20 protein-coding genes are annotated in these 19927 nt (G+C 68.6%); 11 read left to right on the top strand and 9 right to left on the bottom strand.

All coding sequences use genetic code 11. The annotated features are described in order from the left end of the window. Nucleotides 1-53 precede the first annotated feature (53 nt). Complete coding sequence (locus NOV65_RS03405) at nucleotides 54-1175, top strand: DUF2344 domain-containing protein (RefSeq protein ID WP_257304316.1); 1122 nt, start codon at nucleotides 54-56, stop codon at nucleotides 1173-1175. Here the strand turns inward: NOV65_RS03405 and ftsW are convergent. From ftsW to bshC, 7 genes are read right to left on the bottom strand one after another with little or no spacing between them, the layout of a single operon-like run. Beyond that, entirely contained in the window at nucleotides 1167-2285 is a 1119-nt protein-coding gene (ftsW, locus tag NOV65_RS03400) for a putative lipid II flippase FtsW (protein ID WP_257304314.1), read from the bottom strand. The two genes, NOV65_RS03405 and ftsW, sit on opposite strands and share 9 nt — an antisense overlap. A 3-nt stretch (nucleotides 2286-2288) precedes the next feature. After that, nucleotides 2289-3608 carry a phosphohexomutase domain-containing protein gene (locus NOV65_RS03395; RefSeq protein WP_257304312.1) on the bottom strand — a complete coding sequence of 440 codons (1320 nt, stop codon included), beginning with the start codon at nucleotides 3606-3608 and terminating at the stop codon, nucleotides 2289-2291. A 20-nt stretch (nucleotides 3609-3628) separates the two neighbouring features. After that, a complete protein-coding gene (gene folP / locus NOV65_RS03390) occupies nucleotides 3629-4450 on the bottom strand; it encodes a dihydropteroate synthase (protein WP_257304309.1) in 822 nt (273 codons plus the stop codon). Beyond that, entirely contained in the window at nucleotides 4447-6378 is a 1932-nt protein-coding gene (gene ftsH / locus NOV65_RS03385; protein WP_425250828.1) for an ATP-dependent zinc metalloprotease FtsH, read from the bottom strand. Before ftsH ends, folP begins: the two co-directional genes overlap by 4 nt. 4 nt (nucleotides 6379-6382) lie before the next feature. After that, the gene (gene tilS, locus NOV65_RS03380) at nucleotides 6383-7402 is read right to left on the bottom strand and encodes a tRNA lysidine(34) synthetase TilS (RefSeq protein WP_257304307.1); all 1020 of its coding nucleotides are present in this window, start codon (nucleotides 7400-7402) and stop codon (nucleotides 6383-6385) included. Further along, a complete protein-coding gene (bshB1, locus tag NOV65_RS03375) occupies nucleotides 7399-8118 on the bottom strand; it encodes a bacillithiol biosynthesis deacetylase BshB1 (RefSeq protein WP_257304304.1) in 720 nt (239 codons plus the stop codon). The genes tilS and bshB1 overlap by 4 nt, the downstream gene beginning before the upstream one ends. Then, complete coding sequence (bshC, locus tag NOV65_RS03370) at nucleotides 8115-9290, bottom strand: bacillithiol biosynthesis protein BshC (RefSeq protein ID WP_257304301.1); 1176 nt, start codon at nucleotides 9288-9290, stop codon at nucleotides 8115-8117. Before bshC ends, bshB1 begins: the two co-directional genes overlap by 4 nt. 80 nt (nucleotides 9291-9370) lie before the next feature. On the opposite strand from bshC, the gene NOV65_RS03365 reads away from it, so the two are divergent. Further along, complete coding sequence (locus tag NOV65_RS03365) at nucleotides 9371-9844, top strand: hypothetical protein (RefSeq protein WP_257304299.1); 474 nt, start codon at nucleotides 9371-9373, stop codon at nucleotides 9842-9844. A 30-nt stretch (nucleotides 9845-9874) separates the two neighbouring features. Beyond that, entirely contained in the window at nucleotides 9875-11182 is a 1308-nt protein-coding gene (locus NOV65_RS03360; protein WP_257304297.1) for an MgtC/SapB family protein, read from the top strand. A 9-nt stretch (nucleotides 11183-11191) separates the two neighbouring features. Here the strand turns inward: NOV65_RS03360 and NOV65_RS03355 are convergent, their stop codons facing one another. Continuing rightward, a complete protein-coding gene (locus NOV65_RS03355) occupies nucleotides 11192-11377 on the bottom strand; it encodes a hypothetical protein (protein ID WP_257304295.1) in 186 nt (61 codons plus the stop codon). Between the two features lie 147 nt (nucleotides 11378-11524). Here NOV65_RS03355 and NOV65_RS03350 point away from each other — a divergent pair, with 147 nt between their 5' ends. Genes NOV65_RS03350 through NOV65_RS03315 form a run of 8 tightly spaced genes read left to right on the top strand, consistent with a single transcriptional unit; the run spans nucleotide 11525 to nucleotide 18517 of the window. Further along, a complete protein-coding gene (locus NOV65_RS03350) occupies nucleotides 11525-12856 on the top strand; it encodes an aldehyde dehydrogenase family protein (protein ID WP_257304293.1) in 1332 nt (443 codons plus the stop codon). Nucleotides 12857-12877: 21 nt separating this feature from the next. Beyond that, complete coding sequence (locus NOV65_RS03345; RefSeq protein WP_257304291.1) at nucleotides 12878-13240, top strand: hypothetical protein; 363 nt, start codon at nucleotides 12878-12880, stop codon at nucleotides 13238-13240. Further along, nucleotides 13237-14241, top strand: coding sequence for a phosphate acetyltransferase (gene pta / locus NOV65_RS03340; RefSeq protein WP_257304289.1), 1005 nt, complete (start codon nucleotides 13237-13239; stop codon nucleotides 14239-14241). Before NOV65_RS03345 ends, pta begins: the two co-directional genes overlap by 4 nt. Then, entirely contained in the window at nucleotides 14238-14819 is a 582-nt protein-coding gene (purN, locus tag NOV65_RS03335) for a phosphoribosylglycinamide formyltransferase (RefSeq protein WP_257304286.1), read from the top strand. The genes pta and purN overlap by 4 nt, the downstream gene beginning before the upstream one ends. A 9-nt stretch (nucleotides 14820-14828) precedes the next feature. Beyond that, nucleotides 14829-16223: an NAD(P)H-hydrate dehydratase gene (locus NOV65_RS03330; protein ID WP_257304284.1), complete on the top strand. Its 1395-nt coding sequence runs from the start codon at nucleotides 14829-14831 to the stop codon at nucleotides 16221-16223. Beyond that, nucleotides 16216-16650, top strand: a complete 435-nt coding sequence (gene tsaE / locus NOV65_RS03325; RefSeq protein ID WP_257304282.1) for a tRNA (adenosine(37)-N6)-threonylcarbamoyltransferase complex ATPase subunit type 1 TsaE — start codon at nucleotides 16216-16218, stop codon at nucleotides 16648-16650. The genes NOV65_RS03330 and tsaE overlap by 8 nt, the downstream gene beginning before the upstream one ends. 6 nt (nucleotides 16651-16656) lie before the next feature. Next, the gene (locus tag NOV65_RS03320) at nucleotides 16657-17955 is read left to right on the top strand and encodes a DNA recombination protein RmuC (RefSeq protein ID WP_257304280.1); all 1299 of its coding nucleotides are present in this window, start codon (nucleotides 16657-16659) and stop codon (nucleotides 17953-17955) included. A gap of 55 nt (nucleotides 17956-18010) precedes the next feature. Continuing rightward, nucleotides 18011-18517 carry an HNH endonuclease gene (locus NOV65_RS03315; protein WP_257304279.1) on the top strand — a complete coding sequence of 169 codons (507 nt, stop codon included), beginning with the start codon at nucleotides 18011-18013 and terminating at the stop codon, nucleotides 18515-18517. 6 nt (nucleotides 18518-18523) lie between these two features. Here NOV65_RS03315 and NOV65_RS03310 read toward each other — a convergent pair whose 3' ends face one another. Continuing rightward, the gene (locus NOV65_RS03310; protein ID WP_257304277.1) at nucleotides 18524-19804 is read right to left on the bottom strand and encodes a chorismate-binding protein; all 1281 of its coding nucleotides are present in this window, start codon (nucleotides 19802-19804) and stop codon (nucleotides 18524-18526) included. Nucleotides 19805-19927 lie beyond the last annotated feature (123 nt).

The following is a 19927-nucleotide window of genomic DNA, read 5'->3' as shown; positions in this document are numbered from 1 at the left end:
CGCTCGGTGGGGTTTCCTCCGCGCACCGACCTCGGCCTCACTATCCTGGGACTGTGGACGCACACGCTCATCATCCCTCCATTCCCGCTGAGGCGCTGGCTCGACAAGCCCGCCTGCGGGCGCTCCTGGCCGCCATGGAAGAGGGGCGGGAGAATCGCGAGCCTGGTTCTCTCCAGCTTCTGCGCCGCGCACTGCACGGCGAACCGACGGATCACGCCGCGCTTATTCACGAGCTGATCGACGAAGAGCTTGTGGAGGAAGCGGCCAGCCTGGTCCGCACCGAACGTCGGAAAACCGATGGGGGAATCGCCGAGAAGATTGGTGCACTCCTGGCGCCGCTCGCAGCCAAGGCCATGGAACGGCGCGAAACGGGTTGGCAGTTCGATAGCCGGCGCGCCACCATTCGCCTGGGCTACGCGAAAGAGGGTGAGGCGCTGGACCTCGATGAAGGAGATGTCCACGCCATCCTGATGCAAGCCTTCCGGCTTGAGGGGTTCCGGTTGGCGTTGGACCTCGGCAAGCGCCCCAAGCCCTCGCTCCGGTTGGAATTGCCGCTTCCCGCTGGGGCAGGTGGCCTCGCGGAATGCGCGGAGGCCGTGTTCCGGGTGGAACCACTGGATCCCCCTGAAGCCTTGATCGCTCGTCTGAACAGGCGGCTTCCGACGGGACTGCGGATTCATCGTTGGGATCCCCTCGCACCTTACGCCTCGCCGTTGGGGGACCTGGCGGAGGCCTCCCATTGGTGCTGGAACTGTCCGGCCGAGCGGGTGGAGGAGGCCAGGCTCCGCACCGCTGCCTTTCTTGCCGCGCGGGAATGGCTCTGGGAGAAGGGCGGACGGGTCGAGGGCCGCAAGCAGGTCAAGCAACTGGACCTGCGACCCCTGGTGACGGAACTGCGGTGGGAGGGCGAAATCCTCTTCAGCACAACGCGTGCCGGGAGCGCCCAAGTTGGCAACCCCATCAAGGTCCAGGCGGCCATCCTGGGGTTCGAACCGGTTGTCCTGCGCGGCCTTCTGCGCCTATCGCTGGACCTGAAGGCGGATCCCCGCCTGGCCCAGGCGGAGCGCTTCGAACCCAAACTCAAGAACATGTACGAGGATGCGGTTCTGCTTGGCGGTGGTTCGAACATCACCCTCGTGGATGAGGACGACGACGAACCCCTCCACCTAGGTTGAACCGGCCTCCTTGCTGATGGCCAGCAGCAGGCCCAGGCAGATCAGGCTCGCGATGAGGCTGTTGGGGCCGAAGGAGATGAAGGGCAGGGGAATGCCCTTGTTGGGCGCCAACGACAACACCACGCTCATGTTCATCAGGGCCTGCACCACCAGCAGGAGGACGAAGCCCATGGCACACAGCTTGAGGAAGGTGTCATTCACGCGCCGGGCGATGCGGTAGCCGCGCCAGAGGATCGCGATGAAGAGCGCGAGGATCGCCACCGTCCCGATCAGGCCGGCCTCCTCGGCGATCACCGCGTAGATGAAATCCGTATGCGCCTCGGGCAGGAAGAAGAGTTTCTGCTTCCCGCCACCCAGGCCGACACCCATGAACCCGCCATTGCCCACGGCCACGAGGCTCTGGAGGGCCTGGTGCCCCTTGCCGAGGGGATCGGCGGTGGGATTCAGGAAGCTCGTCACGCGGGCCAGGCGGTAGGGTGACAGCACCACGAAAGCGGTGCCGAGGGCGCCCAGGATCGGGATCGCCAACGCGAAGATCCATTTGGGGGCGCCGCCCATGAACACGACCATCAGCGTCACGAAGACGATGAGGAAGGAAGTCCCGAAATCAGGTTCCCGCAGGATGAGGGCCAAGGGGACCGACATGATGCCAGCCAACCCCAGCAGCTTGGGCAGGGCATCGCGATGGCTGGTCCAGGCCTCCCGGTGGCGCACCATCCATCCGGCGGCGATGAGGACGGACAGGGGCTTGAAGAGCTCCGACGGCTGGAGACTCATGGCTCCCAGGCGGATCCAGCGGTGGGCGCCGTTCACCTTCGGCCCGAAGAGGAGGACTCCCATCAGGAGCAGGACCAGGATGCCGTAGGTGATCTGCAGGGGGCGCGAGTGGTCCTGGAGAGGGGCCAGATCCACCTGGGAGAGCGCCAGCATGCATGCGATGCCGATAGCGCCGCCCAGCAGCTGGCGAGTGAGGAAGGCCGTGGCCGCGGCATGATTCTGGGAAGCCTTGATGGCGGAGGCGGAGTAGATCCACACCATGCCGACGGCGACCAGGGCGAGGGCGAACAGCACCAGCCAGCGATCCACGGGGCGGCGGACGTCGGGCGCCATCTGTCAGGCCAGGGACAGGTCGCGGCGGGCGGCGGATTCGAGTTCGTGAAGGGCCTGGTCCACCCAGGCGGTCTCCTGGGCCTCCACCATGAGTCGCAGTTTGGGTTCCGTGCCGGACCAGCGGACCACCTGGCGCACGCCTTCGCCCCAGCGCGCGTCGATGGCGGCCATGGCGGAGACCAGGCCGGGGCAGGATTCCACGTTCTTGCGGTCCCTTGCGACCACATTCACCAGTCGCTGGGGCCAGGGGCGGAAGGCCCAGGCCCAGCGCCGCTCGGCGGGCCTGTGCAGGAGGGCGCGGAGGATGCCGAGCGCCGCGGCCATGCCGTCGCCACTGGGCCCCACGCGCTTCTGGATGAGATGCCCCGAGGCTTCCGCCGCCAGGTCCCAACCGAGCTTGGCCATCTCCCGCAGCAGGAACTTGTCGCCCACCGGCGTGCGGACGAAGGGGATGCCTGCGTGGGTGAGTGCCTGGGCCAGACCACCGTTGGTCATCACGGTACCCACCACGCCTGGAGGGGTATCACCACAAGCCTGCCGATCCTGGGCGAGCAGCCACACCATCTGGTCACCGTCCACCAGGTCGCCTTGGCCGTCCACGAGCAGGCAGCGGTCCCCATCGCCGTCGAAGGCGATGCCCAGCTGGGCGCCTCGAGCCACGACGGTCGCGGACAGCGTGTTGAGGTGTGTGGAGCCCACACCCACATTGATGGAGGGGCCGTCCGGCGGCACGCCAATCCAGTGAATCGCGTCGCCGCGGAAGAGTTCCTGGGCCGCTTCAGCCGTGGCGCCATGGGCGCAGTCGATCACCACGCCAAAATCCCGCGGCAGATCGATGCCCCCGAGGTGGGCGAGGTAGGGCCGGAGATCCAGATGGCTGGGCGGCAGGGAGATGGTGGTCGGCTCGGGGATGCAATCGAAGGCGGCCTCGATGGCGTGCTCCTGGTCCTCCTCGAGCTTCTCGCCCAGCTCATTGAAGCCCTTGAGGCCGTTGTCCTCCGGAGGGTTATGGCTTGCGGAGATCATGAGGCCCCAGGTCTTATCGCCCTCGACGCTCAGTTTCGCCACGGTCCAGGCCACCGCCGGGGTGGGCGCCATGCCCAGGATCTGCACCTTCAGGCCCATCCCCACGCCCATGATGAAGGCTTCGGCCATGGGGCCGGAGCTCGACCGGGGATCCCAGCCCACCACCAGCCGTTTCACGCTGGCCTCACGGGCGACCTGCGCCCAGGCGGCGCCCCAGCGGGAGACCTCCTCCAGGGTGAGGGGGGAGCGCAGGGCGACCCCGCGAATGCCATCGGTTCCGAAGTAGCGAAGACTCATGCCGCCAGATTAACCGATGCTCAGCCAGGGAGGGCGTGGGTCCGGAAGACCCGGTAACCCCAACCGATGGCTTCCGAGTGGGCCGCGGCCGTGAGGGCGTCCCTCTGGTCGGGGGGAAGGCCCGGGGTGCCGGCCCGGGTCGCCAGGAATCGTTTGCGAGAGATGCCGATGCAGATGCGGTCAACGGGCCAGGCCAGGGCCTCTGGTACTCGGGGCAAGGCCTTCCAGAGGGCCAGATCCTCCATGAAGCTGGTGCCGAAGCCGAAGCCCGGGTCCAGCAGCACACGTTCCGCGGCGATTCCGGCGGTCAGCAGGCGGTCTCGGACGGCGACGAGTTCGGCAAGGGCGGAGGTCGCCTCCTTCGGGGCGGGGTCGCCATAGGGGGGCATGAGGAAACCCGCGCCCAGGCGGCGGCTGCGCATGGCGATGAGACCGCAGCGGGAGCCCGCGGCGAGGTCCAGCATGCCGGGGTCGGCGAAACCGTCGACATCGTTGAGGACGGAGGCTCCCGCGGCAAGGCCCCGGGCGGCCACGGTCGCATGGCGGGTGTCGAGGCTGAGGGGGATGTGCGGCAGGGCCTCTGTCAGGGCTGCCAGTGCAGGTTCGAGGCGGCCCCATTCCGTGGCGGCCTCGACCACCACCGAGCCGGGGCGGGTGCTTTCGGCGCCGAGATCCAGCATGCGGGCCCCGGCCGCCACGAGGCGATGGGCTTGGCTGAGGGCCGCGGCGGGCTCCACGTACCGGCCGCCATCGCTGAAGGAATCTGGAGTGAGATTGAGGATGCCCAGAAAAAGGGGACCGCCCTCAAGGAGCGGTCCCCAATCGAAGGCCGTGCCGGTCACGCGGGTTTCAGAGCCGGGTTCAGGCCGGAATCCGTGGAGGGGCCCTCCACCGTCGCAGGTGCGGTGGGGGTGCTGCCGGGCTTGGGTGGGGGCAGGGTGCCGCCCTTCATGAGGATGTCGATGTCGTCGCCGTCGAGGGTTTCCCGCACGAGAAGAGCCTCGGCGATGGTCACCAGCTGATCGCGGTGGGACTCGATGGCGGCCTTGGCGCGACGGTAGTTCCGGAGGACAAACTCCTGCACCTCGACGTCGATGAGGCGGGCCGTGTCCTCGGAGATCTCGCGATGCTGAGCGAAATCGCGACCGAGGAAGACTTCATGGTTGCCACCACCGCCGAAATTCAGCGGGCCCAGCTTATCGCTCATGCCGAATTCCGTGACCATCGACCGGGCCATTTCGGTGGCCTGCTGGATGTCATTGGCTGCGCCGGTACTGAGCTGGTTGAAGAAGATCTCTTCCGCGATGCGACCGCCCATGGCGATGGCGATGCGGCTCTCCATGTAGTCCCGCGTGGTGTTGTAGCGGTCCGTCACCGGCAGCTGCCAGGTGACGCCCAGCGCCCGACCGCGGGGGATGATGGTGACCTTGTGGAGCGGGTCGCTGTCGGGCACCACCGCGGCTACAACGGTGTGGCCCGCCTCGTGATAGGCCGTGATGCGCTTGTCCGCCTCGGTCATCACCAGGCTGCGGCGCTCGGCGCCCATGTAGACCTTGTCCTTGGCATTCTCGAAGTCGGCCATTTCGACCCACTTCTTGCTGCCGCGGGCGGCGGTGAGGGCGGCCTCGTTGCAGAGGTTGGCCAGGTCGGCGCCAGCGAAGCCGGGCGTGCCGCGGGCGATGACTTCCAGATCCACATCGGGGCTGAGGGGGATCTTATCGGTGGTGTGCACCTTCAGGATCTCGAAACGACCCTTCACGTCGGGGCGGTCCACCACCACGCGCCGGTCGAAGCGACCGGGGCGGAGCAGAGCGGGATCAAGGACGTCGGGGCGGTTAGTGGCGGCGATGAGGATGACGCCCTCGTTGCCCTCGAAGCCGTCCATCTCGACCAGGAGCTGATTCAGGGTCTGTTCGCGCTCGTCGTGGCCGCCGCCCAGGCCGGCTCCGCGGTGGCGACCGACAGCGTCGATCTCATCTATGAACACGATGCAGGGGGCGCTCTTCTTGGCCTGCTCGAAGAGGTCGCGCACGCGGCTGGCGCCCACACCCACGAACATCTCGACGAAGTCGGAGCCGGAGATGGAGAAGAACTGCACCTTGGCCTCGCCAGCGATGGCGCGGGCCAGCAGGGTCTTGCCGGTGCCCGGAGGGCCCATGAGGAGCACGCCCTTGGGGATCTTGCCGCCCAGCTTCACGAACTTGGCGGGATCCTTCAGGAATTCCACGATTTCCTTCAGTTCCTCTTTGGCCTCGTCGCAGCCGGCCACATCGGCGAAGGTGACGCGCTTGGCGCTGCTGGACAGACCCTTGGCGCGGGCCTTGCCGAAGCTCAGGGCCTTGTTGCCGCCCATCTGGGCCTGGCGCATGAACACGAACCAGAGCACCACGAACACCAGCAGAGGTGCCCAGAACATCAACACATAGGCGAAGTTGTTCTCGCTGGGCTTAGCGGCCTTGAACTCGTCGAGCTGGCCCTCGGTCTTCCAGCTGAGGATGACCTTGCCCAGATCCTGCATGGGCGGAGCCACCGTACGGAACTTCTCGATGACCTCGCCCGTCTTGGAGTTCTTCTCGGGCTGCTTGTAGGTGCCTTCGACGTCGAAACCGGACAGTGTCACAGACTTGTACTTGCCCCCCACACCCTCGGTGTAGAAGGTCGAGAAGGGAATCTCGATCTGGCGGCTGTTCTGGGGGATCTGGCGGAAGGCCAGCACCAAGAGGGCGATGATGCCCAGCCAGACCAGCACGCTCTTCATCATGGAATTCAAAGGGTCACTCCTTCGGGCCTTCGCCCAAGTGGCCCTCCAGTGTACTAGGCCCGGGAAGGCAGCTGAACCTAAGATGCAGATACTCGCCATCCGGTTCAGGGTTTAGATGGAAATTCCCCCAGGTCGACGGCTTGCGTCCCCTTGCGAGGCGGGTGGCGAGCCACGGTGTGAGCCCGCGCAACAGGGCGGATTCCCGGGGCCAGTCGAGCTGGCGGAAGGCGGATTCCAGCGTCCAGCGCAGATCCAGTTCGGTCCAGGTGGCCCGCTGGAAGACGATGCAGCGGTCAGCGATGGACCAGCGGGTGCCCTCCCAGCCGGCGATGAGCCTCTGGGCCAGGTGTTCAGCCTCTTCGGCCTGCAGGTGGGTTTCGAACAGGTGGCGGTCCAGGTCGGGCGCCTCCTGTCGCATGGTCTCGAGGATCGGCCGCCAGCGGTTCCGCGCCGTGAAGGGCTCGACGTTGCTGGGATCCTCGCGCCAGGGAAGGTTGCGCGACACCAGGTAGCTGCGCAAATCCGCGCGGCGGATCTCCGCCAGGGGCGACCAGCGCAGGCCCTGGCGCGGCGCCAGGGGGCGCAGGCAGCCCAGGCCGCCGCCCCGGGCCAGGCGCAGGAACACCGTCTCCGTGTGATCGTCCAGGGTGTGCCCGGTCGCCACGGAGCAGGCTCCTGCCTGTTCAGCCTCCTGCCGGAGCCAGTCCCAACGCAACTCCCTGGCGGCCATCTCCAGGCCCTGGGCACTGGCCTCCGCATGCGCCCTCACGCCAAGCGATGCCTCCGCCAGATCCAGGTCGAGGGCCCGGCAGAGGTGGCGCACGAAGTCTGCTTCATCCGGCGATTCCGGCCGCAGTCCGTGGTCCACGTGGGCCACGCTCAGTTCCAGGCCCAGGCTCTTCCGCAGGGCCCACAACAGCGCCAGCAGCGCCACTGAGTCACCGCCACCTGAGCAGGCCACCAGCACACGGCCGGTGACGCCATCGCCCCGGCGCTGGATCTGCGCGAGGAGGTCGGCTTCGAAACGGTTCATGCCGGAGCGTTCAGGCGGTCCACGAGCTGGATCAGGGCCGGGGGCACGGGCCGCTCACACCACAGGGCCTCGGCCCAGTCGCACATGTGGAGCGAGCCCCAGTGCATGGCCCGGCCCAGGACTCCGCGGCGGAAGGCCGGATGGGCGATGCGTGTGGCGGGCTGGGAGGCATCCTGGGTGAACTGGCTGCCGAAGGCGTCGAAGGCAGCCATGCGCCGCTCCCACACGCCACTCACATCCACCAGCAGATCGGGCGGGCCGGGATTTTCCCCGCCTGCCCAGGCCAGGGCTTCCGGGCGCCAGGGTGCTCCATCGCAGGGATAGTTCTTCAGCCCGGCGTAGTAGGCGGCCTCCCGAGCCAGGCGGTGGCTGCGGCGGTGATCGGGATGGCGGTCATCCGGAGCCGGCAGGATCACCAAGCGGGGCCGGAGGCGGCGGATCTCGGCCATCAGGCGCAGCCGGTAGACTTCCTCCTCCGTGAACCGACCATCGGGGAAATCGAGGACGATGCGCGGTACGCCAAGGATGCGGGCAGCCTGCTGGGCTTCGCTGCGACGGGTTTCCGCGGTGCCGCGGGTGCCAAGGTCGCCGCTGGTGAGATCCAGGATGCCTGCTTTCATCCCCCGATCTGAGGCCAGGGCCAGGATGCCCCCCACGTGGACCTCCACATCGTCCGGGTGGGCGCCAAGGGCGAGCAGGTCGAAGTCGTGGCTCATGGTTCCTCCACCAGGATCACGGATGTCGCGCCGTCCATGCACTCCAGGATGCGGTCGAGCAGGGCGCCGTGGCGAAGCCAGGGCAGGCCGGGCAGCACGCGTTCCTGGGGTGCCCCGAACGGGAAGAGGGCTTGGCGCAGGAGCTCAGGGTCACCGCCTACCGATCCGGCCGCGGCTTCCCGGTGCAGGCGATGATCCAGCTTGGCCAGCCGCGCACGGGTGCGGGCCTGCTCCCGCTGGAAGCGTGACTGGAGGGCTTCGGGCCACCCCAGGTCTGGATCGACCGCCTGGAAGCGGGTCGTGGGCAGCGGGCCGGGCCATGGGGCCAGGCGGTCCCAGGCCCCCAGGCGCAGGGCGTCCAGCTGTCCGGCTGATACCTGGAAGCCCCGCGGCACGACGAAGACGCTGGGTCTCGGCAGGATCTTCGGCGCCGCGAGCCCCACGCGCTCCCAGAGCGGTTCGCAAAGCCGCCAGTAGGCTCGTTCCGAGGGGCCCAGCACCACGGCGGCCACGGGCAGCATCAGGGACTGCATCAGGGGGCGAAGGGCCGCACCCGGGCTTAGCCAGCGGCCCGGCGGAAGCGGTTCGCCACGGTCCAGACGCTGGCGGAGGCCGGCGCGGGGATCCAGCGAGAACCAGGCGGCCTGCACCCGGGGATCCAGGGGCAAGGGGGCGCCTTCGGCTCTCAGCCTCTCGGCCTGGCGCAGCAGCAGATCCTCCAGGTCGAGGGACCGCCAGCGTTCCAGTTCGCCCTGGATGGGGTCGCGGACGACGGGGCTGGTGGGCGAGAAAGGTCGCAGGCCGCGCTCCCAGAGCGGTTGCCCCAGAGCCAGGACATGACCGCGGAGCCCGGGCTCCAGGGGCTCGGGCAGGGGGCCCCACAAACGGGCCGCCTCGGCTTGGTGTCCCGCCGTCCAGGGCAGCCAGCCGGTGGCGGTACCGATCCGGGCATCGAACCGGAAGCGGTGGCGTGCCAGGCGGCCGCCACCCCATCCCACCACCGAGGCCACTTCGGCACGGTCGTGATCCTCATCCGCCAGCCAATAGACCGCCTCGGCACCCGTGCGGCGGGCCTCGGCCAAGGCTGCCAGGGCCTTGGCCACGGAGAGGGCGGGACTCCAGCCGGCGCCGATCTGCTGTCCGGTGGCCACCACGGGCGTCATGGCGTTCATGGCCGATCCCCGAAGGTCCGGGTGGTTTGCAAGCCGCGCTTGGGCGTCGTACACATGGGCCCAAGCCTACCCGATCTGCCATGCTCGACGGCATGTGGACCGTGGAACCCTGGCTCCCCCCCGATTCGCCGGATCTGGCCCACCTCGCCATGGAGGCTGCTGACGAGGCGGGCATCGCTTCTCTGCGGGCCTGGCCGGAGATCCGCAAAGGTGGCGTCGCCTTCGGGGACCTGCCCCCTTTCCTGGGCTGGCGGGGCCGGACGGAGGCTGGCTGGCACCTGGTCCTCCTCCAGGCGCGGGAGGTCGGAGCCCTGGTTCCCGGAGCCCGGACGGCGGCCCTGCCGGAGGGTTGGCTGGAGGCCCTGGATCTGCAGACCCTTGCCCGGCCCCTGGCCCGCCATCCCGATTTTCCCGGTGGAGCCTCTGTTCACGTCGTCCACCTGCCCGGAGGCGAGAATGCCCGGGTGCGCACCTTTGGAACTCCGGCTCCAGGCCTTGTGGCTGAAGTCCTGAAACGCACCAGTCACATCCAAAGTTGGCATCTGGCCGATTAGAAGTTGATTAGGGATCGTCGGGAGCACCTCATGCTGAGCCTCGATTTCTCCACCCTGAAAGAAGCCGCCATGGCCGTGGCCCTGGGCCTGATGATGGGCCTGGAGCGGGAGCGGAGCGGCTTCGAGAGGAGTCAGGAGAGCCACGGGGAACCCCGGCGCCGGGAGCTCGATCAGGCTGAATCCCTCCATGGCAGCCTGGGTGCACGCACCTTCGCGCTGCTCACACTGCTTGGCTGGATTTCTGTGAAGGTGGGCGGGGGCGGCCTGGCCATGCCCATCGCGGTGCAGGCGTTCGCCGCGCTCCTGATCGGCCTCTTCTATCACCAGACCAGTTCGTCGGATCGGGGCCTCACCACCGAGGTCGCAGCTCTGGCCGCACCCCTTCTGGGCATGCTCCTCACCCGGGACGCGCTGCTGGCGGTGGCCGTGGCGGTGATCGTGACCTTGCTCCTGCTGTCGAAGCCCTGGATCCGGGCCTGGATCCCCCGGCTGCATCGCGAAGACCTCATCGCGACCATGCAACTTCTCATCGTGTTTGCCATCCTGCTGCCGCTGCTGCCGGCACGGACGCTGGATCCCTGGGGTGCCCTCTCGCCCCAGAAAATGGGTTGGATGGTGGCCCTCATCGCGGCGGTCGATTTCCTCGGCTACGCCCTCAATCGTGTGCTGGGATCCCGGCGTGGCGCCGTGTTGACCGGTCTGGTGGGGGGCATGGTCAGTTCGACCGTGGTCACCGTGACCATGTCCCGGCAGGCCAGGGAAGATCCCTCCTTCCGCGGTTCCGGTCAGGTGGCCGTCATGCTGGCTTGCGCCGTGATGGCCGTGCGCGTGGCCATCCTGGCGGGGGTGGTCGGCGGGCCGGATCTCGTCAGGCCCCTGCTGTTGCCCATGGGGGCCATGGTGGCGACCCTGCTGGGCGCGGCCTGGTGGACCTATCGCTCGGGCCTGGCCAATGGGGCCGGTCCTGAGGAAATGCCCTTGCGGAACCCCTTCCACCTCAAGCGGGCGCTGGGTTGGGGCCTGGCTTTGGCCACGGTCATGCTTGCCTCCGCCGCGGCCCGGGCCTGGTTCGGGGATCGGGGCCTCCTGGTGGCGGCCGGCCTCTCAGGTGTGGCGGACGTGGATCCCATCACACTGGCGGTGAGCAGCCAACTGCACACCAGCAATCTGTCGGCGGGAGTCGCGGTTCTCGCCATCGTGGTGGCGATCGCCGCGAACACCCTCGCCAAGGCTGGGTTCGCCTGGATTTCGGGCGGAAAGGCCTTCGGCCTGCGCCTGACGGCCATGCTGACCGCTTCCCTGGTGGCGGCCCTGGCGATGGTGGCGATGAAGATCTAGGGGAGAGGGCTATTTCCCGCGGTTGCTCATGCGCGTGTGGGCGACGCCGGTCTTGCCCTGGGGCCGGGACGAGGCCTTCACCATGGGCTTGGGGTGGGCATCAGCCTTGGGTTTTCCGGTGTTGGTCACGGAAACCGGCTTGTCCGCGGCCTGGACCTGCTGCAGGAGATCGGCGGGGACGAGAGGCTTGGTCATGATGGTGCTCCTAGGTTCTGATTCTAGCGCAGCATGCCAGCCTACCCGCCGGTGGGGATGTGATCACCCTCAAGCCCATGGGGCGTGGGCCGGGGTTAATCTGGGCGCAGGCGGGGCACGGCACGGGCCTTCCCGGGAGGTTGGACCATGATGGCGGCTATGGGGAACGGCATGGTGGAGGCGGCGCTGGAAGCCTTCGGTGCCTGGCGGGAAACCTCGCGGCTGGAACGGCGGAGGCTGATCGAAGTCTGGCTGGAGCAGCTGGGCCTGATGCGGGAGGAACTCGCCGGGCTCCTCACCCAGGAAACAGGCAAGCCCATCACCCTCTCCCGGGGCGAGGTGGACCGGGCGAAGGCCACCCTGCATGCCACCATGGAGGCGGTGGCTGCGTTCGGGGAAGAGGCTGTCCCCTACGATCTGATGGCGGGAGCCGAGGGGTGCCGGGCGGTCCTCAGGCGCTTTCCCCTGGGCCCGGCCCTCGCGATCACTCCCTTCAACTTCCCGGTGAACCTGGCGGTCCACAAGCTAGGCCCCGCCCTGGCCGCGGGGTGCAGCGTCATCTGGAAACCTTGTCCGCAGGCACCACGGACCTCGAAGTTGCTCTGGGAGAGTTTCGAAGCCGCCCGTCGGCAGGTGGGCGCCCCCACCGCCCTGCTTCAGCTGGCCCCGTCGGATCCGGCCGCCGCGGAAGAGTTGGCGAAGGACCCCCGCATCGCGGTCGTGAGTTTCACGGGCTCTGAGCGGGTGGGGCGGCATTTGGAGCAAGTGCTGGCGGGCAAACGGCTGCTGCTGGAGCTGGGTGGCAACGGCGCCGTGGTGGTGGACGAAGGCGTGGATGCGGCCGCCGTGGCCCGCCAGGTGGCCCCCGCGGCCGTGGCCGGGGCGGGGCAGAGCTGCTCCAAGGCTCAGCGGATCTATGTGCATCGGGCCCTCTGGGCCAGCTTCGCCCCAGCCTTCGTGGCCGCCGTGAAGGCCCTGCCCATGGGTGATCCCATGGATCCCGCGACCGTGGTCGGGCCCCTCATCGATGAAGCCACCGCCTGTCGGATGGATGAAGGCTTGGATCGCGCGGTGGCCGCGGGTGCTGAAATTCTGCTGCGAGGACCTAGGCAGGGAGCGCTTCTCCCGCCCGCCATCCTCTGCGGCCTGCCTGAGGACGACCCTTTCCAGTGCGAGGAGGCCTTCTCACCCATCACGGTGCTGACGCCCGTGGACAGCTTCGAGGAGGGTCTGGACCGAGCGGCTGCAACGAGGTTCGGCTTGCGCGCCAGCGCCTACAGCCGGGATCAGCGGCACCTCCGTCAGGCGGAAGCGAAGCTCCGCGCTGGCGGCGTGCTGCTCAACCTGCCGCCCACCTTCCGCCTGGATGCCGCGCCGTTCGGCGGCGTGCGTGCCAGTGGCAACGGCTTCGAAGGCCCCCGGTGGGCGATGGAGAGCTTCACCGAAGGCCACCTCATCGTCGAAGGTCCGGCCCTGTAAGATTCGATCTGGAGTCGTCCCATGCCTCTTTCCATGCCCTTCCGTCCCGGCGACCTCGTGGTGGTGGTGCTCCACTCCCCACGAGAGCGCCTGTGGGGCCGGATCCTGGGCCTGGAGGCCGCAGGCATCGCTGTCCGCGGTGTGGACCTCTCTCCCTGGACCGAGGTGCTGACCTTGGTCCGCACGGGCCAGGCCGACCAGGTTGCCCTCAGCACGCGCTTCCTCCCCATGCACCGGGTCGAGACCCTGTACCTCGACGAAGCCAGTTCCGGCGCCCCCAGCCTTGCGGACACCTTCCTCGACCACACCGGCCAGGACCCCCACGTCTTCCTGGCAGATCCCCCGTCACCCAAACCCTCGTCCCGACACCGGAGGAATGAATGAGCCACGCCAATCACGCCCGCTGGATGGCGCGTTTCCGTGACCGCGCCAAGGTCCTGAACCGTCACATCGTCCTGCCCGAAGGCCGGGACGACCGGACCCTCCAGGCCGCCCAGCTGCTGCTGGACCAGGGTCTCTGCCGCCTCACGCTGCTGGGCGATCCCGCCGACATGGCGAAGCGGGGCTCGGCCCTTGGGCTCTCCTTGAAGGGGGCTGTGCTGGTGGATCCCGCGGCCAGCCCACTCCTTCCTGAACTGGCCGGTGCCTATTTCGAGCGGCGCAAGGCCAAGGGCATCACCGAAGCCCAGGCGCTGGAGGCGGTGAACAATCCCCTGTGGTTCGGGGCCATGATGGTGCAGAACGGCCACTGCGACGGCATGGTGGCCGGCGCCCTCAACACCACCGCAGAGACGGTGCGGGCCTGCCTCCAGGCCATCGGCCCCGCCAAGGGCATCAAGACGGTCTCCAGCTTCTTCCTGATGATCCACCCCGATGCCGCCTTCGGCGAGCAGGGCGCGGTGATCTTCTCGGACTGCGCCGTGGTGCCGGATCCCACCCCCGAGCAACTGGCGGATATCGCCATCGCCGCCGCCGAGAACGCCCGGAGCGTCATGGACGTGGAGCCCCGCGTGGCCCTGCTCAGCTTCTCCACCCGCGGCTCCGCCGAGCACCCCTGCGTGGACAAGGTCCGCGCCGCCCTGGCCATCGTCAAGGAGCGCCGGCCCGACCTGGCGGTCGACGGCGAGTTGCAGGCCGACGCCTCCCTGCTGCCCTCCGTGGGCCAGAAGAAGGCCCCGGGTTCTGCGGTGGCCGGCCGGGCCAACGTGCTGGTCTTCCCGGACCTCGACGCCGGCAACATCTCCTACAAGATCGCCGAGCGCATGGGCGGTTGCGCCGCCATCGGGCCCTTCCTCCAGGGCCTGGCCAAGCCCGCCAACGACCTGAGCCGCGGCTGCAGCCCCCAGGACATCGCCGACACGGTGGTCCTGACGGCCCTCCAGTGAAGCGGATCGCCCTCTTCATCTCCGGCACCGGCGGCAATGCCCTGAACCTGCTCAGGGCTTGCCGCGAGGGCCGGGTGCCAGCCGTCCCGGTGCTGGGCCTCGCCTCCACCGCCAAGGCCGGCGGCATCCCCCGGCTCGAGGCCGAGGGGTTGCCCACGGTGCCGGTTGTCAGGAAGAACTTCGCGACGGACGAGGCCTTTTCCGAGGCCTGCTACCAGGCTGCCGAAGCGGCCGGAGCGGAGGTCATCTGTCTTTGCGGATGGCTGAAGAAGCTGGCCGTGCCCCGGCGCTGGGAGGGTCGCATCCTCAATATCCATCCGGGTCTGCTACCCCGATTCGGAGGCCCCGGCATGTATGGCATGCACGTCCACCAGGCAGTCCTGGAGGCCGGCGAAGCGGAATCCGGCGCCACAGTGCACCTCGTGGATGCCGAGTATGACCACGGCCGCATCGTGGACCAGTTGCGGGTGCCCGTCCTTCCCGGCGATACCCCCGAGGATCTGCAGAAGCGGGTCTATGCGGCTGAGATGGAACTGTATCCGAGGGCGCTGCGAGCATATCTGGACGAACAGCCCTAGACTGTCCGCATGATTCCCCTCCTCACTGCCGACGAGATGCGGGCTGCGGAGCGCCAGGCCATCGAGGGCTGGGGCATTCCCTCCCTGGTGCTTCAGGAACATGCAGCCCTCGGGGCCCTGGCCCTCCTTCCGCCCGGGAAGCCGATCCACGTCCTGGCGGGTCCGGGCAATAACGGAGGTGATGCCCTGGCCCTGGCCCGGCTCGCGCGCCTGGAAGGGCGGGAGGTCTCCGTGTGGTCGCCCTCCGCCCAGCCGGGCTGGCTCGGCGATGCGGCCCACCAGGCCAGGCTCTGGAAGGGGATCGGCGGGGAGATCCGCACCTCCGCTGCCCCGGCGGAGGCCTTGGCGGTCTGGCGGGGCTGGGTGGTGGACGGGCTCTTCGGATTGGGTACCACGCGACCGCTGGAAGGAGCTGTCCTGGCCTGGGTGCGGGCCCTGAATGCCTCGGGGTTGCCAGTGCTGGCCCTGGACTTGCCTTCGGGCCTGGACCCCAGCGCCGCGGAGATCCCCGGAGAGGCCGTACGCGCGACCCGAACCGCCTGCTTCGGGCGGCACAAGGTCTGCCATGGGCTGATGCCCGCCCGGGAGGCCTGCGGCGAGATCATCGTGGTTCCCATTCCGCTGGATCGGACTCCCGAGGCGGCGCTGCAGCTCCTGGAGCGCCCGATCCTCCCGCCGCGGGCCTGGGATGCCCACAAGGGCAGCTTCGGACATGTGGCCATCCGGGCCGGCAGCCTGGGCATGAGCGGGGCGGCCGTGCTTTCGGCCCTGGGTGCCCTGCGCGTGGGCGCAGGCCTGGTGACCGTGCTGACCGAGCCCGAGGTGCGCGCCGAGGTGGCCGCCCAAGTGCCGGAGGCGATGGTGCGGCCTTGGCAGGGGATGGTGCCCCCCGAGGCGGATGTCCTCCTCGTCGGTCCGGGCGGCATCTCCCAGGTGCCTGATTGGGAGGGGCCTCTGGTGCTGGATGCCTCGGCCTTGAAAGAGGGGGAAGGGAAACGCTGGATGGAGCGACCCGGCACGGCCATCACGCCGCATCCCGGGGAATTCGCACGGCTCTTCCGGCTCCCCCGGCCCATGCTGATGGATGAGCGACTGGCCCAGGCCCGGCAGGTGTCCGCCGGGAAACCGGGCGTCTTGCTGCTCAAGGGCGCCCAGAGCGTGCTTGGCGGCGGCGCCCGCGAGGAGTTGTGGATCAATCCCACGGGCCATCCGGGCCTCGCCACCGGCGGCAGCGGCGATCTGCTCGCCGGCATGGTGGCGGGCTTCCGGGCCCAGGGTCTCCCCATGCGCGAAGCGGTGGCCGCAGCGGCCTGGTTCCATGGGGCCGCGGCGGACTGCCTCCCCGGGGCCGGCCTGCTGCCGCGGGATCTGGCAGACCAGCTTCCGGAGTTGCTGCGTGGCTGAACGCTACCTCGCCGATGACGTCGCCACAGAGGCCCTGGGCGAAGCCCTGGCGCAGATCACGCCACCCGGCGGCACCTGGCTGCTGCATGGGGAACTGGGGGCCGGCAAGACGACCTGGACGCGCGGCTTCCTGCGGGGGCTGGGAGGCGATCCCGACGAGGTGGCCTCACCCACCTACGCCGTGCTGCATCGTTATGAGCTTCCGGCGGGACGACTCTTCCACCTGGACCTCTACCGCCCGGGCCCGGAGGGTGCCTGGGCCCTGGGCCTGGAGGAGACGATCGGGCCCGGGGACCGGCTGGTGGTGGAGTGGGCGGGCAGGGACGGCCCCTGGCCTTCCGATTGGGTGGCCGAACTGGTGCTGGAGCCAGAGGGAGAGGGACGGCGGGCCGAATGGACATGGCCTGGCGAATCAGCCGGGCGATGATGGGACATGAGCCTCTCCCTGGTTGTCTCCTGCCTTGCGTGCCTTGCTGCGATCTTCGCCGTCTGGGCGGCTTGGCGACGGGCTCCCCTGGACCCGGCGCCCTTTGAGGCTTTGCGGCGCCATGCCGAAGACCTGGCGTCGAGGAACCGGTCTGAATCCCACCAGGTCCTCGCGACCCAGATCCGCCCCCTGGCCGCAGAACTCGGTGAGCTCCGCACGGCCCAGGCCGAGAAGCTGGCCGAGGGCTTTCGCCTGCTCACTGCCGCCATCCAGGAGGCGCTTCGGGCTTCCCGCTCCGAACAGGCGGCTCAACTGGATCTGGTCCAGCAGCAGGTCCAGCGGCGGCTTGAGGCCATCCAGGCCGGCAACGAGGCGAAGCTTGAGCAGATGCGCCGGACGGTGGATGAGAAGCTGCACGAGGCCCTGGAGAAGCGGCTTGGCGAGAGCTTCAACCTGGTGGCGCAAAGACTGGAACAGGTCCAGCGCGGCCTCGGCGAGATGCAGGGCCTGGCGCAGGACGTAGGCGGCCTCAAGCGGGCGCTGACCAACGTGAAGGCCCGCGGGGTGTTGGGCGAAGCTCAGCTGGGGGCCCTGCTGGAGCAGTTCCTGTCCCCAGGGCAGTACCAGGCCAATGTCCACATCCGGCCGAGGTCGCCGGAGGTGGTCGAGTTCGCGGTGAAGCTGCCAGGGCCGGATGAGAACGGCCCGGTCTGGCTGCCCATCGACGCCAAGTTCCCCCTGGAGGACTACCAACGTCTGATGGAGGCCTACGAAGCGGGCGATCTCGTGGCTGTGGAAGCCGCCGGGCGGGCCCTGGAGGCGAGGCTGCTCTCCCAGGCCCGGGACATCCGCGACAAATACATCGCCCCACCGAACAGCACGGACTTCGGGCTGCTCTTTCTGCCGTTCGAGGGACTCTATGCAGAGGTCCTCCGCCGCCCGGGCCTTTTTGAACGGCTGCAGCGGGAATGCAAGGTCATCCTGGTGGGTCCCACCACCCTCACGGCCTTCCTCAACAGCCTCCAGGTGGGCTTCAAGACCCTGGCCATCAGTCGGCAGACCAGCGAGATCTGGAAGGTGCTTGGGCAGGTGAAGGCGGAATTCGGCCGCTTCGGGACAGCTCTGGCGGCCGTTCAGAGGAAGCTCGAGGAGGCCAGCGGCAAGCTGGGGGATGTGGCCGCCCGGCGAGATCAGATGGAAAAGAGGTTGGCGGGGGTGGAGGCGGCGCCAGAAGTCGGATTCGTGGGGCTGCCAGGAGAATCTCCAAATCCATCCATGCCTGTATTATCCAATCGAGCAGAATAATTCCCTTCACAAATCACCGGATTGCCTTAGGATACGGGCCAATCCAGGGGGTCTGATGCTGAAGGGACGGGAACGTCACGGGGCGGGCGAGGTGATCGCCGTCGACCGGAACTACGTTCCCATGCAGGAAGTGAGCCGAAGGCGGGCCCTCTGTGCCGTGGTGGCGGGGCGTGCGCACGTGCTCAATCCGGCCACCTTCGAACGGCACAAGAACCTGGAGGGGAGTCTCGAACTCATCATCTTCCCGCACGCTCAGGCCTGCAGCGATTCCAAGCTCCTCATCGGCCGTCTGGAGCGCCGCGTGCTGCGCCGGGACCACTACCTCTGCCAGTACGAAGGCTGCCAGCGCAAGGCCACCACCGTGGATCATGTGGTCCCCCTGTGCCAGGGCGGCTCCACCACCTGGCAGAACCTTGTCGGCTGCTGTCTGCCCTGCAACCAGGTCAAGGGCGGTCGCACGCCCGATCAGGCCGGGATGGTCCTCAAACGCCAGCCCAAGGGCCCCCGAGCCCACCTCTTCGAGCGCTTCGAGGAGCTGCTCAAGCGTGCCAGCGCGGCCTGAGACCCTTCAGCCGCTGATGGCCCGGGTCTTCAGGAACAGCTCCGCCCATTCCCGACCGGGATCGCTGCGGCGGGTGATGCCTCCACCGGCCCAGTAGGTGAGGGCCTCGCCGGCGATCTGGGCGGTCCGGATGGGCAGTGTCAAGTCCAGGTCGCCGTTGGGGGCGATCCAGCCCAGGGCGCCGCAGTAGAACCCCCGGGGCGCGGCCTCGGTCCGGGCGAGGTGCGCACAGACCGCGTGCTTGGGGGCACCCGTGACACTGCCGCCGGGGAGTACGGAGCGGAGCAGCTCAGCCAAACCCAGATCCGGGCGGACTTGGGCTTCCACGGTGCTTACCAGGTGTTGGACGGTGGGGTAGGGCTCCACAGTCATGGCCTGGCTCACCGTGACAGTCCCCGTCCTGGCGACGCGGCCCAGATCATTGCGCACCAGGTCGACGATCATGGTGTGCTCGGCCCGCTCCTTGGGATCCGCGGCCAAAGCCTCGGCCGCGAGCCGGTCCAACTCTGGATCCCCGGTGAGGGGGGCGCTGCCCTTGATGGGCTGCGACCAGATCCGTTCCCCGCGGCGCGACAGGAGCCGTTCCATGCTTAGGCAGAGGAGCCGGAGATCCCCCAGGTCCAGCAAGGCACCGAAAGGGGGACGGGCCCGCCGGAACGTTTCAAGGGCCAGCGCCACTAGGTCATCCGGAAACAGGGCCTCAAAGGGTACGCACAAGTTGGCGACATAGAATCCGCCTTCCAGGATGCGCTCGCGGATGGCCTCGACGGCCGCCCGGTGGTGGGTCTCGGTCCAGCGGGGGTGGAGCGCCGGGGGGGCCGGAGCCCGGGAGACCTCGGGCTGGAGAAGGGCCAGCCAGCGACCCGGATCAGGGGGGATGTCCCAGGACCACAGCTCGGCTTCGCCGCCCTGGAGGTGAAGGGCCTGCCGGAGGCCCCGCCAGTGCTGCCCCAGGGTTCCGGGGGGCAACGCCTGGCGGGGCAGGGCGGCCTCGTCGCAGGCCAGTTCGAAGGTGACGGCGCCGATCCAGGGGCCCGGATGCTCCGGTAGGACGGATTCCAGGGCCTCCCAGGGCGATCCCGGGCGGGCCCGGTCGTCCAGGCGGGAGGTCCAGGCCTCGCCTGACCACCGGGAGGCCAGGATGGGGCCGTCCGGCAGGCCCAGGAGCCCGTCGCCCGTGCCGCCCGTATGGAGCCAGGCCGCGCCCCGCCTGAGAAGGGCCTGGGCGCAGGCAGGCCACGGGCCGGGCAGGGCAAAGGGCTGGCGGTGCCGGGGGGTCAGATCCATGGGGGTATCATCCCATTGGATCCCGGAAATAACTCTATCGCCTAGTGTTGAAAAAGTTGTTGCTAGTAAATTGATGGCCCATGACAAATAACGATGAAAAACAGGCTTTTCTTTTTTTCCCGC

This window comes from Geothrix campi, from assembly GCF_024609265.1.
Taxonomy (GTDB): domain Bacteria; phylum Acidobacteriota; class Holophagae; order Holophagales; family Holophagaceae; genus Geothrix; species Geothrix campi.
The sequence above is the reverse complement of the archived record's forward strand: the minus strand, read 5'-3'. Positions and strand labels throughout refer to the sequence as shown.

Bases quoted from the DNA above. Each gene is read 5' to 3' on its own strand.
- ftsW (WP_257304314.1), bottom strand. From the start codon at position 2,285: ATGGCGCCCGACGTCCGCCGCCCCGTGGATCGCTGGCTGGTGCTGTTC.
- NOV65_RS03395 (WP_257304312.1), bottom strand. From the start codon at position 3,608: ATGAGTCTTCGCTACTTCGGAACCGATGGCATTCGCGGGGTCGCCCTG.
- tilS (WP_257304307.1), bottom strand. From the start codon at position 7,402: ATGAACCGTTTCGAAGCCGACCTCCTCGCGCAGATCCAGCGCCGGGGC.
- bshB1 (WP_257304304.1), bottom strand. From the start codon at position 8,118: ATGAGCCACGACTTCGACCTGCTCGCCCTTGGCGCCCACCCGGACGAT.
- bshC (WP_257304301.1), bottom strand. From the start codon at position 9,290: ATGAACGCCATGACGCCCGTGGTGGCCACCGGACAGCAGATCGGCGCC.
- NOV65_RS03365 (WP_257304299.1), top strand. From the start codon at position 9,371: ATGCTCGACGGCATGTGGACCGTGGAACCCTGGCTCCCCCCCGATTCG.
- NOV65_RS03360 (WP_257304297.1), top strand. From the start codon at position 9,875: ATGCTGAGCCTCGATTTCTCCACCCTGAAAGAAGCCGCCATGGCCGTG.
- NOV65_RS03355 (WP_257304295.1), bottom strand. From the start codon at position 11,377: ATGACCAAGCCTCTCGTCCCCGCCGATCTCCTGCAGCAGGTCCAGGCC.
- NOV65_RS03350 (WP_257304293.1), top strand. From the start codon at position 11,525: ATGATGGCGGCTATGGGGAACGGCATGGTGGAGGCGGCGCTGGAAGCC.
- NOV65_RS03345 (WP_257304291.1), top strand. From the start codon at position 12,878: ATGCCTCTTTCCATGCCCTTCCGTCCCGGCGACCTCGTGGTGGTGGTG.
- pta (WP_257304289.1), top strand. From the start codon at position 13,237: ATGAGCCACGCCAATCACGCCCGCTGGATGGCGCGTTTCCGTGACCGC.
- NOV65_RS03330 (WP_257304284.1), top strand. From the start codon at position 14,829: ATGATTCCCCTCCTCACTGCCGACGAGATGCGGGCTGCGGAGCGCCAG.
- NOV65_RS03320 (WP_257304280.1), top strand. From the start codon at position 16,657: ATGAGCCTCTCCCTGGTTGTCTCCTGCCTTGCGTGCCTTGCTGCGATC.
- NOV65_RS03315 (WP_257304279.1), top strand. From the start codon at position 18,011: ATGCTGAAGGGACGGGAACGTCACGGGGCGGGCGAGGTGATCGCCGTC.
- NOV65_RS03310 (WP_257304277.1), bottom strand. From the start codon at position 19,804: ATGGATCTGACCCCCCGGCACCGCCAGCCCTTTGCCCTGCCCGGCCCG.